Source organism: Gymnodinialimonas sp. 57CJ19 (assembly GCF_038396845.1).
GTDB lineage: Bacteria > Pseudomonadota > Alphaproteobacteria > Rhodobacterales > Rhodobacteraceae > Gymnodinialimonas.
On record NZ_CP151587.1, the window covers coordinates 940,030 to 955,303 of the forward strand.

At 61.5% G+C, this 15,274-nt stretch carries 18 protein-coding genes; 10 read left to right on the plus strand and 8 right to left on the minus strand.

What is annotated here, in order from left to right:
- Both AADW23_RS04570 and AADW23_RS04575 read left to right on the plus strand, forming a co-directional pair.
- The gene (locus AADW23_RS04570) at window positions 1-465 is read left to right on the plus strand and encodes an RNA pyrophosphohydrolase (RefSeq protein ID WP_341863347.1); all 465 of its coding nucleotides are present in this window, start codon (window positions 1-3) and stop codon (window positions 463-465) included.
- Window positions 462-965 carry a hypothetical protein gene (locus AADW23_RS04575; protein WP_341863348.1) on the plus strand — a complete coding sequence of 168 codons (504 nt, stop codon included), beginning with the start codon at window positions 462-464 and terminating at the stop codon, window positions 963-965. The genes AADW23_RS04570 and AADW23_RS04575 overlap by 4 nt, the downstream gene beginning before the upstream one ends.
- Before the next feature lie 114 nt (window positions 966-1,079).
- Here the strand turns inward: AADW23_RS04575 and AADW23_RS04580 are convergent, their stop codons facing one another.
- Window positions 1,080-2,258, minus strand: coding sequence for a cupin domain-containing protein (locus AADW23_RS04580; RefSeq protein WP_341863349.1), 1,179 nt, complete (start codon window positions 2,256-2,258; stop codon window positions 1,080-1,082).
- A gap of 187 nt (window positions 2,259-2,445) precedes the next feature.
- On the opposite strand from AADW23_RS04580, the gene AADW23_RS04585 reads away from it, so the two are divergent.
- The gene (locus tag AADW23_RS04585; protein WP_341863350.1) at window positions 2,446-2,733 is read left to right on the plus strand and encodes a hypothetical protein; all 288 of its coding nucleotides are present in this window, start codon (window positions 2,446-2,448) and stop codon (window positions 2,731-2,733) included.
- A gap of 85 nt (window positions 2,734-2,818) precedes the next feature.
- Here the strand turns inward: AADW23_RS04585 and AADW23_RS04590 are convergent, their stop codons facing one another.
- The 3 genes from AADW23_RS04590 to AADW23_RS04600 are packed head-to-tail and all read right to left on the minus strand — an operon-like array spanning window position 2,819 to window position 4,732.
- Entirely contained in the window at window positions 2,819-3,751 is a 933-nt protein-coding gene (locus AADW23_RS04590) for an alpha/beta hydrolase (RefSeq protein ID WP_341863351.1), read from the minus strand.
- Between the two features lie 2 nt (window positions 3,752-3,753).
- The gene (locus AADW23_RS04595) at window positions 3,754-4,455 is read right to left on the minus strand and encodes a hypothetical protein (protein WP_341863352.1); all 702 of its coding nucleotides are present in this window, start codon (window positions 4,453-4,455) and stop codon (window positions 3,754-3,756) included.
- Window positions 4,427-4,732, minus strand: a complete 306-nt coding sequence (locus AADW23_RS04600) for a hypothetical protein (RefSeq protein ID WP_341863353.1) — start codon at window positions 4,730-4,732, stop codon at window positions 4,427-4,429. Before AADW23_RS04600 ends, AADW23_RS04595 begins: the two co-directional genes overlap by 29 nt.
- Window positions 4,733-4,974: 242 nt before the next feature.
- Here AADW23_RS04600 and AADW23_RS04605 point away from each other — a divergent pair, with 242 nt between their 5' ends.
- The 5 genes from AADW23_RS04605 (at window position 4,975) to AADW23_RS04625 (ending at window position 9,289) form a co-directional block, all read left to right on the plus strand.
- Window positions 4,975-5,538, plus strand: coding sequence for a hypothetical protein (locus AADW23_RS04605; protein ID WP_341863354.1), 564 nt, complete (start codon window positions 4,975-4,977; stop codon window positions 5,536-5,538).
- A 512-nt stretch (window positions 5,539-6,050) separates the two neighbouring features.
- The gene (locus tag AADW23_RS04610) at window positions 6,051-6,494 is read left to right on the plus strand and encodes a hypothetical protein (protein WP_341863355.1); all 444 of its coding nucleotides are present in this window, start codon (window positions 6,051-6,053) and stop codon (window positions 6,492-6,494) included.
- Window positions 6,495-6,577: 83 nt separating this feature from the next.
- Window positions 6,578-7,177, plus strand: coding sequence for a ribonuclease HII (locus AADW23_RS04615; protein WP_341863356.1), 600 nt, complete (start codon window positions 6,578-6,580; stop codon window positions 7,175-7,177).
- A gap of 136 nt (window positions 7,178-7,313) precedes the next feature.
- Window positions 7,314-8,417, plus strand: a complete 1,104-nt coding sequence (locus AADW23_RS04620; RefSeq protein WP_341863357.1) for a site-specific DNA-methyltransferase — start codon at window positions 7,314-7,316, stop codon at window positions 8,415-8,417.
- A 236-nt stretch (window positions 8,418-8,653) separates the two neighbouring features.
- Window positions 8,654-9,289, plus strand: coding sequence for an SDR family oxidoreductase (locus AADW23_RS04625; protein ID WP_341863358.1), 636 nt, complete (start codon window positions 8,654-8,656; stop codon window positions 9,287-9,289).
- Between the two features lie 101 nt (window positions 9,290-9,390).
- Here the strand turns inward: AADW23_RS04625 and AADW23_RS04630 are convergent, their stop codons facing one another.
- The gene (locus AADW23_RS04630; protein ID WP_341863359.1) at window positions 9,391-10,524 is read right to left on the minus strand and encodes an alkane 1-monooxygenase; all 1,134 of its coding nucleotides are present in this window, start codon (window positions 10,522-10,524) and stop codon (window positions 9,391-9,393) included.
- On the minus strand, window positions 10,511-11,560 hold the full coding sequence (gene mutY / locus AADW23_RS04635) for an A/G-specific adenine glycosylase (protein ID WP_341863360.1): 1,050 nt from the start codon (window positions 11,558-11,560) through the stop codon (window positions 10,511-10,513). Before mutY ends, AADW23_RS04630 begins: the two co-directional genes overlap by 14 nt.
- A gap of 79 nt (window positions 11,561-11,639) precedes the next feature.
- On the opposite strand from mutY, the gene AADW23_RS04640 reads away from it, so the two are divergent.
- Both AADW23_RS04640 and AADW23_RS04645 read left to right on the plus strand, forming a co-directional pair.
- A complete protein-coding gene (locus AADW23_RS04640) occupies window positions 11,640-12,167 on the plus strand; it encodes a DUF721 domain-containing protein (protein WP_341863361.1) in 528 nt (175 codons plus the stop codon).
- A gap of 10 nt (window positions 12,168-12,177) precedes the next feature.
- A complete protein-coding gene (locus tag AADW23_RS04645; protein WP_341863362.1) occupies window positions 12,178-12,861 on the plus strand; it encodes a DsbA family protein in 684 nt (227 codons plus the stop codon).
- A 131-nt stretch (window positions 12,862-12,992) separates the two neighbouring features.
- On the opposite strand, the gene lpxK is transcribed toward AADW23_RS04645, so the two are convergent.
- Both lpxK and AADW23_RS04655 read right to left on the minus strand, forming a co-directional pair.
- On the minus strand, window positions 12,993-13,982 hold the full coding sequence (gene lpxK, locus AADW23_RS04650; RefSeq protein ID WP_341863363.1) for a tetraacyldisaccharide 4'-kinase: 990 nt from the start codon (window positions 13,980-13,982) through the stop codon (window positions 12,993-12,995).
- Window positions 13,982-15,274: a 3-deoxy-D-manno-octulosonic acid transferase gene (locus AADW23_RS04655; protein ID WP_341863364.1), complete on the minus strand. Its 1,293-nt coding sequence runs from the start codon at window positions 15,272-15,274 to the stop codon at window positions 13,982-13,984. Before AADW23_RS04655 ends, lpxK begins: the two co-directional genes overlap by 1 nt.

Sequence of the window (15,274 nt, forward strand, 5' to 3'; positions counted from 1 at the left end):
GTGAGCGCTGATCTACCCTATCGCCCCTGCGCGGGGGTCGTTTTGACCAACGCGGAGGGGCGCATCTTTGCGGGCCAGAGGGCCGGTATGGACACGCCCGCCTGGCAGATGCCGCAAGGGGGGCTGGACGAGGGCGAAGACCCCGTCGATGCCGCCTACCGAGAGCTTGAGGAAGAAACCGGCGTGGGCCGGGATCATGTCACTTTCATCGGCAAGACCGCTGACTGGCTGACCTATGATTTCCCGCCTGAGCTGGCCTTGGGGCGGTGGAAGGACAAATATCGCGGACAAAAGCAGATGTGGGTGCATGTGCGCCTTGATGCGCCCGATAGTGTCATCAACCTGAACCACAAGGACGTGGAGTTCAGCGATTGGCGGTGGATGACGAAGCGGGATATCCTGACTGTGATCGTCCCGTTCAAACGCGGTATCTACAAGGCAGTCTTCAAGGAGTTTGCCCTGTGATCCGCCAGCTTGCCTTTGGTGCAGCGCTTGTTGCCGCCACATTGAATGCGGTTCCGGCCTCGGCCCTGTCTTGCGTGAATCCATCCGTGGCAAGCACCTATCAGCGGGCAGCGGAAAGCCCCATCGACTATGTGATTGGCGTGGGGCAGCTGACCCTGACCGGTCAAAGCACACCACCCGAGGGGGCGGTGGCGCAGGGCGGCGATATCAACCAGATGGTGGGCTACACACAGCCCGCGCGCTTTGTAGGCGAATTTTTCACGGGGAGTGGTTTTGACTCCAGCCGTGACGTGCCTGTCACTGTCGATGTGACCTGCGCTGCGGCATGGTGTGGGCAGGCCTCGGACGTGGCGTATGGGCTGATATTCTTCAGTGTCGAGGATGGCACCTACACGCTGACCGAAAATGCCTGCCCGTGGGATGTCTTCCATGATGCCCACCCCGGCATGTTGGCCGAGGTGATGTCCTGCCACCAAGGCGCCTGTGCGGGGGCTTGGTAGCAAGGTGGCGTATCCGGGCTAAAGCCCGGTCTACCTGATTTTGAGACGCCGCCCCGGGCCAAGGCCCGGTCCACATGGACGTTGCGTAGACCGGGCCTTGGCCCGGGGACCGGATTACAAAACCCGCATCAGCCCTTCCCGCACGAAGCGCTTGGCGAGGACCATTTTCCCGTCGTCATCGAGATCGCCTTCCATGTCGCCCAATCGGAAATCGGTATTGGTGACGCAGAACGCCATCGCCTCTTTCGCGTGGGCGGGCAGGATGATCTCGGCCCCTTGGGCAACGAGGCAGACCTGATCTTCATCCGGCACGTTATGGATGCCGAAGACGATATGGGGATGGGCCCCGACGCGGCTGTCCATGGTCAGGCCATCGAGCTTCGCCAGTTGCGCCATCTGTCCTTCGACGCGGGGCACACGGGCGGTCAGGAATTCTTCCCGGAACCCCGACAGCAGTTTGCCCACATGGGCGTCTCCGACCATCGCGACAAGCTCGGCGAAGGTATCGTTGTAGGCATCCAGATCGGCCCCATAGCTGGCGTAGCCGGGCGGCAGAGCGCGGCGCATGGCGGGTTCACGGTGCGCTTTGGCAATGACTGCTTCGGCCAAAGCATCGGCCCAGGTGCGGAACATCAGGCCGGTGGTGATGTGGAGCGACGTCTCGTCGGTGGCGACGGCGTCATGGGCCATGCCACGGGGGATATAGACGGCATCGCCCGGTTCCAGAACGAAGCGGTGTTCTTCTTCGCCCACATCCATACCGCGTTCAAAGGCTTGATCGGGCAGGGGCAGTTCCACGGGCGTGCCGTAGATGCGCCATTCCTTGGTGCCCGAGACTTGCAGCACCAGCACGTCGTGGCCGTCGTAATGGGGGTTGAAGCCCTGATTGCCGGGAGGAGTCATGTAGATGTTCGTCTGAACACGGGCCGACATGGCGGATTCCATCGCGCGGCAGTAACGCGCCAGCGTGGGGAGGCGTTCGTGCAGGCCCGACAGGATCACCGTTGCGCCATCGGCATGGAGTTGGTTGACCCGAACCGGGTCCACTTGGCCGGTTTCATAGGCGAAGTCCGCGGGTGTGATCTCGCCATCGGCCCGGGTCACGTTGATCTCGGGGACATGCAGGCCCATGGTCGAGACGACGCGATCAATCTCGGCGTAGCTGAGAAGGTCCGAAAAGTACCCCGGTTGGCCACGCTTGATCAGCATGGGCTTCTTTTCAAAGTAATCCTTGAAGAAGGTTTCAGGTGTTTCGGGGGCAATGGCCCAATCAAAGCTGAAGGTAGCGGTCATCTGGCGTCCGTTTGTTAAATCGTGGTGTTTGCTAGACATATGGAAAATCTGTTGTGTCAGTCTGAGCACGCAAGGGGGCGGGGATCAATCACTTGTGCGGGTAAGGGATCACCTCCATTGACTGAAACCGGCGGATCGGCCAAAAATTTCCCATATGTAGCCAGAATAGCATTGAGGAAATTTACCAATGTCCAGCGATGATAAGAAGAAAACTCTGACAGACGCAGAGATTACAACAGATCACCCCACCAGCCGCCGCACGGTTCTGGGCGTCATGGGGGCCGCTGGTGTTGGCGCTGCTTTGATCCCGACGGGCGCACAAGCCCAGGGCACCGACAGCGACAACGGTTCCTGGACCGATTCCGCCGGTTGCGGGCGCGGTAGCGGTGGCTATTCCACCGGGATCACCGATGCCGACAACGGCTCTCTCGGGACAGACGCGCCGGGTGCCGGTCGCGGTGCGCCTTACTGCTGATATCGGCGCGGGCTGAGAGGCCTGCTTTTTCGATATTTATGAAAAGATGAAGAGCGGGAATGGCGGAGAGGTCATCCCGCTCTTTCTATGTGCGGTCCATGGCGCGGGCGAGGGCTTGGGTTGCGCGGCTAAAGGCGGAGGCTGCGGCGGGTGATTGAGAGCGCCAGCGGATGAAGCCGTGGATCATGCCTTCCGCCTTTTCGTGCCAGATGAGTTTGGACGCGGCGAGGAGAGTGGCGGCGAGCGCCTCGCCGTCGCCGAGGAGCGGGTCGAGCGCCGCCGTCAGGAGGATGGCGGGAGGGAGGTTTGCGGGATTGCTTGTTGCGGGGGCAGAGAAGGCATCGGCTGGCGCGGTGCCGAGGTAGTCGCGCCAGCAGCGATGCATCATGGCACGTGACAGGTAGGGCGCATCGGCGTGGGTGGCGTAGCTGGAGGCCCGACAGATGGGGTCCGTGGCGGGATAGATCAGGAAGAGGCCCGCCGCGCGATTGGTCTTGAGCGCGGTGCCGAGGGCGAGGTTGCCGCCCGCGCTATCGCCGCCGAGCCAGATCAGGGGCGCAGCGCCGAGGGGGGATTGGCCCGATGTGAGACGATTCAGCGCCGCTACACATTCGTTCAGGGCCGTGGGGTAGGGCTGTTCCGGGGCGAGGGCGTAGTCAATGCTGACCACGCGCATGCCGGTATCAAGGGCGATGTCTGCGCAGACATGGTCATGGCCGCGCAGGGTACCAAGGCTCCACCCGCCGCCATGTATATAGAGCAGCACCTCGGCACGGGGATTGGCGGTGGCGTAGCTGCGCAGGGGCACGTTGCGGCCGTTGCAGTGCAGGGACCAGTCGTGGGTGGTGACATCAGAGGGGAGGGGCGGCAGCGTGGTCTCCATCGCGGCGACGGCGGCGCGCAGGGTCGCGATCGAGCGCAGGTGATCCGGAGTTGGGTCCGGGTCAGCCTCCATGGCCCGCACCAGGGGCCAGAGGTCCGGATGCAGGTCTGGGTAGGGGGCAACCGCGTCGCCCATGGTCACATCATCTTGATGACGTCTTTGTCGATCGCCAGAATGTAGCCGCGCCGGGCGATGTTCTTGACCAGCAACTCGCTTACCATCTGGTTGCCGAGCGTATCACGCAGGCGTTTGATGCGCGTGGCCCCGGCGGCTTCATCCACGTCGGATTCCAGTTTGCCAGAGACCATCGCCTCGATCTGGGCACCGGAGAGCACGTCATCGTCCAGCCGCGCCTCGGCCAGCACCGAGAGCGTTTCCATCGCCGCATCGGTCAATTTGAATTCGAGGTTGTTGATCAGCACCACCCGTTCTTCACGCGACAGGATCAGGGAGGACACCTGAATGCCCTGACGCTCGATCTCGCCCATGCGGCGGTTGAGGGTGATGATGGTAATCAGGAACACCAAGCACGCCACCAGAAGGGCCGTCGCGAAGATCATCAGGACGAAGATCACTGCCCGGTAGCTGGCCAGCACCTTAGAGAAGGTCGTGCCTGATTGGGCCAGCACTTCGAGCATCGCAATGGCATCGGGGTTGCGCACGTCATTGACCTCGAACACCTGGACCACCGCCTCGTTAAAGGCGTCTGCGTCGGGGAGGTTCATGAACAATAAAACGGCGGAGGTCACGAGAACCGCGACGACCGCCAGAATGCCTAATTGTACGACGCGCGTAGACGCGATCCGTGTGTCAGAAACGGAGGTAGTATTGTCCGGCATCCGATCTCCTTGATGCGAGGCCGGAATCGTCAAAGACCGAGCTCACATTCACCAACGTCCAACCCTGAGCGGCCAAACGGCTTGCGATGACGCCAGAGGCGGCACCGACCGAACAGGCGCTATCAGGTACTTGGATCACACCGTAGTGCAGACGCAAAGGGTTATCCATCCTTGCGCGATAGTCCGCGTAACAAGCGGCGTGCAGGGGGGCGGCCAAAACCGAGAGGGCAAGGGCCGCGAGGAGTGGTCTGAAAAGAGATTTTATCGTTCGGGTCATAATGGAGTGCTCATCTATTGTGCTGAAAGGGGCAGCTTCACGAACGGATATGTGCCGGAGAGGCTCTGTCATTCAATATCGGGGGGGCGCCGGGGGGGCTGTTATCCGATAGCGGGCATCGGTTTTTGCCTTGCGGGGTTGGATTGCAGGACCGTTACACATCGGCAATTGCTGCCGGACCAAGACCATTTTTGCTATCAGACCAGATTTCGACGCACCGCCATTTTTTCAGAGTGATTTTCATGACCAAATCTATTACCGCCCTTGCCGGTGTCGTCATTATCGGCTGCATCGCCTCAACGGCTTCAGCACAGAATATTGTGAGCATCCAAACCGGTGCCGCTGCGAACACCACGGGCGAAGTGGCCGGATATGTCGGTTGGAACGCCACCGCAATTCCTCGACCCGCCGCAGGTGAGCTTCCTTCGTGCGCACTGTTCGGCATGATGTCGTCGACCCCCTGCAGCACGGATGCGCTACCGTCGCGATCCCCGGTCCGATCCAGCCCGCGGTACCCGGTTGCTGGCGAATGGGCGTTGGGCACGGTATGCTCTCGGGTGGAAGACGTCATTATCGGTGGGGATATGTTGTTCGCGCATTGCTTCGAGGTGATGACGCCGGATTCGATCACCCCGATCGTCCTGGACGAGCCTTTTGTATGCACGAGTGATGGGTTCTTTTCGCGGCAGCCATGTGACGTCAGCTATGTAGCGCGAGAAAATAGGTGGGGTCTGGTTCCGCTGGCCGAGTCAATCGATCCCCAACAGTCCGCGCGAATAGACAACAGCCAAGACGCGCCTCGTTGATCGAAAGCGACGCGCCCATCAGCGACGTTCCGTCGGAGGCGATGGAGCGTTCCATAGGTATAGCGTAGGGTCTGGGTGTGCTGGGGGTAGCAGGTTTTGCCCTATCACGGCAGCCTGCCGGGGCTAGGCTACGTGGGCCTAATTCCGGCTCTAATGCCGGAAGGGTAGGTCATCATCCGACGCAGCATGGCGCGTGATGCCCCCACAGTCGGTCACCTGGAAATCCTTTGCCTCGTTTATGGAATGCGAGAGTTGACGGGCAATCCCCGCGCTATGGGATGGGATTGACCGCTGTGAAAATGCGCCCTGAATTCGGGGCGTTATCCGATAGCACCCGAAGCAATATTCGATATCGCGCGCCCGTCATTGCATGGCCAAGATCAGAGCGCCGAAAGTTCCCCTACAGGCGCCGAATGAGTGCGCTCCCCCGTTCAGGCAAGGCAGGAACCCAAGCCCGCCCTGTTCTGAACACCCCAAGATTGACCATGTGAACAAGACAAGGGAACAAGATTATGCTCAACAAATTCTCCAGAACCATGACCGCAGGCCTTTTGGCTGTGACGTTGGCTCTTACGGGTGTAGCGGCCTCGACCTCTCCGGCGGCGGCCAACGGGCACCGCAACAATGGCGGCGAAGCGGCCGCTATTTTGGGCGGGTTGCTGCTTCTTTATGGCATTAGCCAAGTGGGCCGGAACAACGGCCACCGGGGCAATCCGCCGGTGATCCATCAGCCACGCCCGCAACCGGTGCAGCGTGTGGCCCCCTCCCGCTGCTTGATCCAAGGCCATGACGGCAATGGCCGGTTCCGGGGCTATCGCCAGCAGTGCATGCAGCGCCACGCGCAGAACACCCACCTGTTGCCGCAGAACTGTCTGCGCCGGGTCTGGACGCCGAACGGCCAGCGCACCATCTACCGCGCCCGTTGCCTGACCAATAATGGCTGGACCCAAGGCTAAGTCAGCGAGTTTTCCGAGCAGTCAGAACGGAGCGGCGCGACCACAGGGTTGCGCCGCCTTTTTCTTTGGCGCACTTCGGGGCCATGGGACCAGATTATCAGTTAGAGCAAGACCTGGGCGGAATCGTTGCGGGTGTGGATGAAGTCGGGCGTGGCCCTTGGGCGGGGCCGGTGACGGCCTGCGCGGTGATATTGGACGCGGCCCATATCCCCGAAGGATTGAATGATTCCAAGAAGTTAACCGAAGCGCGCCGCGATGCGCTGGCGTTGGCCGTGCTAGAGGTGGCGGACGTTTCACTGGGATGGGCCAGCGTGGAAGAGATCGACGCCCTCAACATCCGCCAAGCCACCTTCCTTGCCATGACCCGTGCCATTGCGGGCCTCAAAGCCACGCCCACCCATGCCTTGATCGACGGCAACGCGATCCCGCCGGGCCTGCCTTGTCCTGCCACCTGCGTTGTGAAGGGCGACGGGCGGTCGGTTTCCATCGCGGCGGCCTCAATTGTGGCCAAAGTACGGCGGGACACTTTGATGAAAGAGCTTGCAGTGATGCATCCGGGTTACGGTTGGGACACAAACATGGGTTACGGCACCGCCAAACACACCGCTGGCCTACATCATCTAGGGGTCACCCCTCATCACCGACGCAGCTTTGCGCCAATCCGCAAGATATTGTGTGAATGAAATCGTACCAGTTCGATTCGATGCAAATTGACCGGGAATCGATGATCGTGGATTCTAGCCTCAATAAAAAGATCTGCGCCTAACCCGGCGTGGGCAGAAATGAGCGTCCAAAAGAGGCGCCTTTGCGAGGCTGAACATGACAACCAAGACGAAAGAGAAGGCAGTGGCGACACTGCCCCTGAACCAGATTCTTGCCGGTGATTGCATCGACGTGATGAACGCGTTGCCCGAAGCATCGGTTGATCTGATCTTTGCAGATCCCCCCTATAACTTGCAGCTGAAAGGCGACCTCCATCGCCCCAACAACTCCAAGGTCGATGCGGTCGACAACGCTTGGGACCAGTTCGACAGCTTCAAAGCCTACGACACCTTCACCCGCGCCTGGCTGGCCGCTGCAAAGCGCCTTCTCAAGCCCGGCGGCGCGATCTGGGTGATCGGCAGCTACCACAACATCTTCCGTGTGGGTGCTGAGTTGCAGACCCAAGGCTATTGGATCTTGAATGACGTCGTCTGGCGCAAGTCCAACCCGATGCCGAACTTCCGCGGCAAGCGCTTCACCAACGCCCATGAGACGATGATCTGGGCCTCCAAGGACGAAGGGTCCAAATACACGTTCAACTACGAGGCGTTGAAAGAGCTGAACGAGGGCATTCAAATGCGCTCGGACTGGGTTCTGCCAATCTGCAACGGCGGCGAGCGTCTGAAAGACGACAAGGGTGACAAGGCGCACCCCACCCAGAAACCCGAATCGTTGCTGCACCGCGTCTTGGTCGGCTCCACCAACCCCGGCGATGTGGTCCTTGATCCGTTCTTCGGGACCGGCACGACCGGCGCCGTGGCCAAGGCCCTTGGCCGCGAATTCATCGGGATCGAACGTGAAGAGGCCTACCGTAAGGTTGCCGAAAAGCGCATCTCTCGGGTGCGGAAGTTCGACAAGGCCTCGATCGCCGTCACCACCCCCAAACGCGCCGAGCCCCGGGTGCCCTTCGGCCAGCTGGTCGAGCGTGGCATGTTGCGCCCCGGTGAAATGCTGACCAGCCCCCGCGGTCACTTGGCGAAAGTGCGTGCCGACGGCACCCTGATCGCCGATGACGTGAAAGGCTCGATCCACAAGGTCGGCGCCGAGCTTGAAGGCGCCCCTTCTTGCAATGGCTGGACGTATTGGAACTTCAAACGCGACGGCAAGAACGTCTCGATTGATGTGCTGCGTCAGCAAATTCGGGCGGAAATGTCCGAGTAACATCCCCTTTTCAGGAACACCTCTCGTAGGGCGCTCTCTCCATGCGCGCCCTGCGTTTGGCACAGAACCTTGCCGCCCGCGCATGTTACCATTTTGGCGCGTGGGCCAACTCTGCCCGTCGGTTCCATACCGGCGGGTCTTTTCGCGTCTGCAATCGCTCCGGCAAAAGATATCGCCGTTTTCCTGTTTGGAAGCAGGGAAATCAGCCCTATCTTGAAAGACAGGAGGTGCTTTCGATGAAACTATCTATCATTGGCGCAAGCCGGGGTATCGGCCGCAAGGTCGTGACAGAGGCGCTTGAACGCGGCCACAAAGTCACCGCCATGGCCCGCTCCATGGAAACGGCCACGACCCACCACGAAAACCTCACCACGCTTTCGGGCGATGCCACGAATGCCACCGATGTCGCGGCGGCAATTGATGGGGCCGATGCGGTCATCCTCACCCTCGGCCTGCCCAGAGATGCCAGCGTGCTGAAACCCACAACCCTGTTTTCCGATGCCACCCGAACCCTGATCGCGGCAATGGAAACAAACGGCATGAAACGCCTTCTGACTGTCACCGGCTTCGGTGCCGGCGATAGCGCCGAGAAACTCTCCACCCCCGAACGTCTCATCCAAAAAGCCCTTCTGGGCCGTGCTTACGCCGATAAGGACCTGCAAGAGCAATTGATCCGAGACAGCGCCCTCGACTGGACAATTGTCCGCCCCGGCATCCTGACCGACAACCGCAAATCAAATGCCTACAAGGTGCTGGTCGAAAAAGAGACGTGGCGCAACGGACTCATCAACCGCGCTGATGTGGCCGACTTCCTCGTCACCGCCGCCGAGCAGGCCAGCCACATCCACCAAACCCCGGCACTGCAACGATAGCGCCTCCGCTTCCTTCATCTTGGCCATACAACTCTCAGGGGGGCCGGGGGATGAAATCCCCCGCTTCAGCGACCGGCCCCGTCGGGCGCAATGCCCGCCCCCTAGCGCGGCAAGGGATGTTTCATCTTGTTGTAGGCCTTCCAGTCGGTGATCTCCGGGTAATACATCGTCCGCCACCGCCTCACCCTTGGGTTCATCACCCGCTTCCACAACGGCGGTATCATCGCGCAGGTGGTCATGACCGGGTAGCCATAGGGAAACTGCGGCGCGTCGGCCTCGGTATAATTCTGCAACAAGGGAAATCGCCGGTCCGGCTTGTAATGATGGTCCGAATGGCGCTGCAAATTGATCAATAACCAGTTCGATGCCTTGTGGGCCGCATTCCACGAATGCCTTGGCCGCACGTGTTCATACTTCCCTTCGCCCAGATGTTTCCGGGTCAAACCATAGTGCTCGATGTAATTGGTCAGCTCCAACTGCCACACGGCCGTTAAAGCCTGCCCCAGAAACATCGCCAAGCCGACCCATCCCCCCACCAGAAACGCCAGGGCCAGGAATATCCCCTGCAACGCAATATAGAGCCAAAACGGGTTTCTCCCATCCAGTGCAGGCAGCCCTTTGCGGGCCAGCATCGCCGCTTCCGCCCGCCACGATGACCCGTAAGACTCCCGCAAGACGCGCGGAAAGAAGCGGTGGAACCCCTCATTAAACCGCGCCGTGACCGGATCGCGCCCGGTGCCCACATAGCGGTGATGCACCAGCAAATGCTCGGACCGGAAATGGGAATATAGCACGCTCGCCAGCAAAAAATCCGCCAACCAACGCTCCAGTCTGGAGGATTGGTGCATCAACTCATGGGCGTAGTTGATCCCGATCGTGCCACTCAGCACGCCCATCCCAAAGGCCAGCCCCGCCAGTTCGACCCCGCTCAAATGATCGGCGCGGGTGGCATAGTAAATGACTGCAAACAGCGTCGTGAACTGCAACGGTGGCCACATCAGAGTGATCGCCCGATACCAATACAACTGATCGTCCGCCGTGCCGGGGTCGGCGTTTTCCAACTCCAATCCGGTGATCTGGTCCAAGACCGCAAACAACCACCACGTCGCCAAGGGTATCCCCAAAAGCCACCAACCGCCCTGCGTGGCCAGAACGGCGATCAACGGGATCAGCAAAAGGCTTGCCCAGAAGGGTAGCGCGCGTTGAAACTTCGCGACGGTTTCAGGTGCGATCATGGTCTATCTCACTCAGGTCATAGGCTTTACGCATCAGCGTAGGCAAAGAGGATGGCTTGAATTGGCCCTTGGGCACAAAGTCACCCCGTTGCGGCGACGTGTCTAGGGGGGCTTGCCCTAACCTCAGGGCAAGGCGCAGGTGGAAATGAGTGAACGTGTGGCGCACCTCCAAGCCCGGGTCCTGCCAATCCAGATCGCAGGGTGGGGCCTCAACCGGCGCGTCGGACCAGTCGCTGCTGGGAAAGGCCAACATGCCGCCCAACAGACCCGTCTCGGGGCGGGTCTCCAGCAATACCGCGCCATCTTCCCGACGCACCACATAGACGTAGCCATACCGGATCGGCTTCACCTTCTTCGGGGCCTTCTTCGGCAATTCCGCCGCGATGCCCTGCTTTCGGGCCGCGCATCCCGCCATCAACGGACATATCCCGCAGGCAGGTGATCTTGGCGTGCAGATCGTCGCCCCCAGATCCATCAGCGCCTGCGCGTGGTCCCCGGGCCGCTGTTCCGGGGTCAGCCGCGCCGCGTGGGCCTTCAACACGGGCTTACTGCCCGGCAAAGCCTTCACCACCGCGAAAAGCCGCGCCATCACCCTCTCGATGTTCCCATCCATGACCGGCGCGGGCTGATCGAACGCGATCGAGGCGACAGCCGCCGCCGTATAGGGCCCAATCCCCGGCAGGCTCAGCAAGGCGGCCTCGGTCCCTGGAAACGTCCCGCCATGATCGCTGACCACGGCGCGGGCGCATTTCAGCAAGTTTCGCGCCCTGGCGTAGTACCCAAGGCCCGCCCATTCGCCCATCACGTCGGCATCTTCCGCCGCTGCCAGATCGGCCACCGTTGGCCAAAGCTCGGTGAACCTCTCGAAATAGGCCTTCACCGTCACAACAGTGGTCTGCTGCAACATGATCTCACTCAGCCACACCCGGTAAGGATCGGCGGTTTCCCCTGAATTGGGGGGAACCCGCCATGGCAAATCCCGCGCATGGGCGTCATACCACTGCAACAACGCGCGCCCTATCTGATCTTCACGCACCCGTTATCCAATCTGTGTCGCTTGATATTGGTTAGCATCTCATGAAGGCATAGAGTGCGTGCAACGAAAGGTTCAACCCATGGCCGCCCGACCGACCAAAACGACACAGCCCAATCCGCGCCGCAGGCGGGGCTTTGAACGTGCCGTGACGCTGGTCGGGGCCGAGCTGCGCACCCCCGCCGAAAAGCGCGGCTTTGCGGAAACCAAGCTGCTTACCCATTGGGCGGACATCGTCGGACCCGAGATTTCCGCCATGGCCGTCCCGGTAAAAGTGAAATTTGGCCGTGGCTTCGGCGGTACTCTGGTCCTTCTGACCACGGGCGCCAAAGCTCCGATGCTGGAGATGAGCCGCGAAGCGATCATCACCCGCGTGAACGCCTGCTACGGCTATTCGGCGATCAAGGACCTGCAAGTCACCCAAACCGCCCCCACCGGTTTCGCCGAAGGGCAGGTGGCTTTCGCCCCGCCTGAACCAAAGAAAAAACCCGCTCCCGACCCGGCGCGGCTGAAACAGGCCACCCAAGGCCTCGATCACATCAACGATCCCGTGCTGCGCGACGCCTTGCGAAAGCTGGCCGGGAACATAGTTACTCAGACAAATCGTTAAGGAGATTAATATGGATCGCAGAGCCATGATGTTGGGCGGCGCCACGGGCGTCCTGGGCGCCGGCGCTTACCTCTTGTGGAACGGCCGCGGTGGCCAACGCTTCCAGACCGAGGCCCCCCTGACACCCTTCACGGCGGCCAACGCCCAGGAAGTCAGCGACCTCCCCGAAGTGATCGAGATGTCTAAAGGCAACCCCGACAGCGGCGTCACGCTGATCGAATACGCCAGCTTCACCTGCCCCCATTGCCGCAGCTTCCACGCCAACGTCATGCCGCAACTGACCCGTGATTACATCGACACGGGACTCATCAACTTCGTCTACCGGGAAGTCTACTTCGATCGCTATGGCCTCTGGGCCGGAATGGTCGCCCGCTGCGGTGGCCCCCTGCGCTACTTCGGTATCGTGGACCTGCTCTATGCGCAGCAAAGCGAATGGACCCAAGGCTCGCCTGCTGAAATCGCTGAAAACCTCAAGCGCATTGGCCGCACGGCTGGCCTCACCAACGAAGAACTCGATGCCTGCATGACCGACGCCGCCATGGCCGAGGCCATGATCGCCAGCTACGAGGCGAACATGGAAGTGCATGAAATCCCCGGCACACCCGCGTTCATCCTCAACGACGAACTCCATGGCAACATGAACTTCACCGACATGAGCGCCCTTCTCGATTCCGCCATCGAAGCGGCAGGCTGATCGCCTTAGACCCGCGCCCCTAACCCGGCGCGGGTCACCCCCTTTGGCTCGCGATCAAACGCGCCGCCCCCCCTTCATCTTTTCATAAATATCGATTCTTCTGGGGCAACGCCTGCCCAAAAACGCGGCGGCTATTTTCGCGCCAACACTCGATCCAACCCTGCATCCAGCGGTGCCCAATCATCCATCTGTAACCTGACCGGCACCGTCATCACCCGAGACCGGAACTCGGGCGATAGGCGCACCGCGTCCTTTTCGGTCGTGACCACCTGCGCCCCGCGCTGCCACGCCTCACGCAACAGCCGCGTCATCAAGGTGTCGCTCAACGGCTGATGATCCGCCAAGGCGTGGGTCGCGTGCAAATCCGCGCCGAGCCCCCGTAGCGTCTGAAAGAATTTCTCAGGATGACCGATCCCGGCGAAAGCCAAAACCGGCACGCCGTCGAGGGACATTCCCGTGGCCAACGGCTCTAACGCACCGGTCAGTTGGGGCACCTTCACCCAAGCGCCCCAGGTCGCGGCGAATCGTGTCTGCGCGGCTTCCGGCCCGATGCTCACCACCATGTCGGCACGCGTCAGCCCCACGTCCACCGGCTCTCGTAGCGGCCCGGCGGGGATCACCTTTCCATTGCCGAAGCCGCGCCATGCGTCCACCACCACCACCGACAGGTCATAGGCCAAGCCGGGGTTCTGGAAGCCGTCGTCAAGGATCAGGCACTCGGCCCCTGCGGCCACGGCGGCCTTGGCCCCGGCGACGCGGTCTGCCGAAACCCAGGTTGGCAGGAAGGCGGCCAAGAGCAACGCCTCATCCCCCACCTGTTTGGCATCGTGGGAGCGCTCATCGACCTGAACAGGGCCGTTGATTTCTCCGCCGTAGCCCCGTGTCACGGCGTGAACAGCCACACCCCGCGCCGCCAGACGCTGCGCCACGGCGATGGCGGTGGGGGTCTTGCCGGTGCCACCCGCATTGATGTTGCCAATACAAATCACCGGCACGCCAACACTTTCGCGCGGTCCCTTCCGCAAGCGCCGCGCAGTGCCAGCAGCGTAGAGTGCCCCCAGGGGCGACAGGGCCGCGGCCATAATCCCCGCAGGCTCATGCCAGAACCCCGGCGCGCGCATCAGGGTGTCTCCGCCTCTTCCAATGTGTCAATCACCAGCGCCAGTGCCCGGTCTGTCACGTCCGCCCCGTCCGAGATCACCTGCCACGCGGCGGCGGCCATGGTGGCGGCTTCATCGGGGTTCAGCAATTCGGCCACCTGTCCGGCGAGCTTCTCGGGCGAAGAGACCAACCGCGCCGCGCCGCCGTCGCGCAGGCGGTCATAGATATCGACAAAGTTCGTCACATAAGGCCCGTGCAGAATGGCAGAGCCAAGGGCGGCAGGCTCAAACGGATTGTGCCCGCCAATCGCCACAAGGCTGCCGCCGACAAAGCTGATCGGGGATAGCCGATACCAAAGGCCCATTTCGCCCATCGTGTCGGCTAGATAGACCTGCGCCTCATCTGCGGGTTCTTGATCGGCGCTGCGCCGGGTGAAACGCCAGCCGTCGCTTTGCAACAGTGCGGCAATCTCTTCGGCGCGTTCGGGGTGGCGGGGCACGAGGATCAGCAGCAACCGGGGCGAAGATCGCATCGCCATCCGGTGTGCTTGCAGAACCATCTTCTCTTCCCCGTCATGGGTCGAGGCCGCCAGCCAAACCGGACGCCCGGCCAAATTGGCCGCCATCGCGGCGCGGTCATCCTCATTGCAGGGCAGTGCGGCAGAGCCTTCCTTCAACGTGCCCATCACCTTCATTCGGTCTACAGGCATCCCCAAACGGCGCAGATACACCATCGTCAGATTATCCTGCACCAAGGCCGCCTGAAACCGCCCCAGAAGACTGCGGATCATGCCACGGGCGAAACGCCACTTGTCGTGGCTGGCCTTGGACATGCGCGCGTTGAGGAGAAGCATGGGAACGCCGCGGGCATGGGTTTCCACGACCAAGGTGGGCCAAAGCTCACTTTCGGTCCAGATCGCCACATCGGGTTTCCAATGGTCCAGAAACGCCGCCACGAAAGGCTTCGCATCCAGCGGCGCGAATTGGTGGATCGCCCTGTCCGGTAACCGTTCGGCCATCACGGCGGCGGATGTGACGGTGCCCGTGGTCACCAGCACCGTCAGGTCTTCGCGTTCATCCAAGGCGCGCCGGATCAGTTCCAGCACCGCCAGAGATTCCCCGACCGAGGCCGCGTGGAACCAGATCAGCGGCCCTTCGGGGCGCGGCGTCGTGGCGATGCCACGGCGTTCATCCAGACGAGCGGCGTCCTCTTTCCCGTCGGCGAGACGCTCCCGCAGCTTACGCTCTGCAAAAGCGCGCGCGCCTCGCGCGGACCACGCAAGATACAGGCCAAGGAAAAGGGACCGCGCCAT

Bases quoted from the DNA above. Each gene is read 5' to 3' on its own strand.
- AADW23_RS04580 (WP_341863349.1), bottom strand. From the start codon at position 2,258: ATGACCGCTACCTTCAGCTTTGATTGGGCCATTGCCCCCGAAACACCT.
- AADW23_RS04585 (WP_341863350.1), top strand. From the start codon at position 2,446: ATGTCCAGCGATGATAAGAAGAAAACTCTGACAGACGCAGAGATTACA.
- AADW23_RS04590 (WP_341863351.1), bottom strand. From the start codon at position 3,751: ATGGGCGACGCGGTTGCCCCCTACCCAGACCTGCATCCGGACCTCTGG.
- AADW23_RS04595 (WP_341863352.1), bottom strand. From the start codon at position 4,455: ATGCCGGACAATACTACCTCCGTTTCTGACACACGGATCGCGTCTACG.
- AADW23_RS04600 (WP_341863353.1), bottom strand. From the start codon at position 4,732: ATGACCCGAACGATAAAATCTCTTTTCAGACCACTCCTCGCGGCCCTT.
- AADW23_RS04605 (WP_341863354.1), top strand. From the start codon at position 4,975: ATGACCAAATCTATTACCGCCCTTGCCGGTGTCGTCATTATCGGCTGC.
- AADW23_RS04610 (WP_341863355.1), top strand. From the start codon at position 6,051: ATGCTCAACAAATTCTCCAGAACCATGACCGCAGGCCTTTTGGCTGTG.
- AADW23_RS04615 (WP_341863356.1), top strand. From the start codon at position 6,578: ATGGGACCAGATTATCAGTTAGAGCAAGACCTGGGCGGAATCGTTGCG.
- AADW23_RS04620 (WP_341863357.1), top strand. From the start codon at position 7,314: ATGACAACCAAGACGAAAGAGAAGGCAGTGGCGACACTGCCCCTGAAC.
- AADW23_RS04625 (WP_341863358.1), top strand. From the start codon at position 8,654: ATGAAACTATCTATCATTGGCGCAAGCCGGGGTATCGGCCGCAAGGTC.
- AADW23_RS04630 (WP_341863359.1), bottom strand. From the start codon at position 10,524: ATGATCGCACCTGAAACCGTCGCGAAGTTTCAACGCGCGCTACCCTTC.
- AADW23_RS04640 (WP_341863361.1), top strand. From the start codon at position 11,640: ATGGCCGCCCGACCGACCAAAACGACACAGCCCAATCCGCGCCGCAGG.
- AADW23_RS04645 (WP_341863362.1), top strand. From the start codon at position 12,178: ATGGATCGCAGAGCCATGATGTTGGGCGGCGCCACGGGCGTCCTGGGC.
- lpxK (WP_341863363.1), bottom strand. From the start codon at position 13,982: ATGCGCGCGCCGGGGTTCTGGCATGAGCCTGCGGGGATTATGGCCGCG.
- AADW23_RS04655 (WP_341863364.1), bottom strand. From the start codon at position 15,274: ATGGCGCGGTCCCTTTTCCTTGGCCTGTATCTTGCGTGGTCCGCGCGA.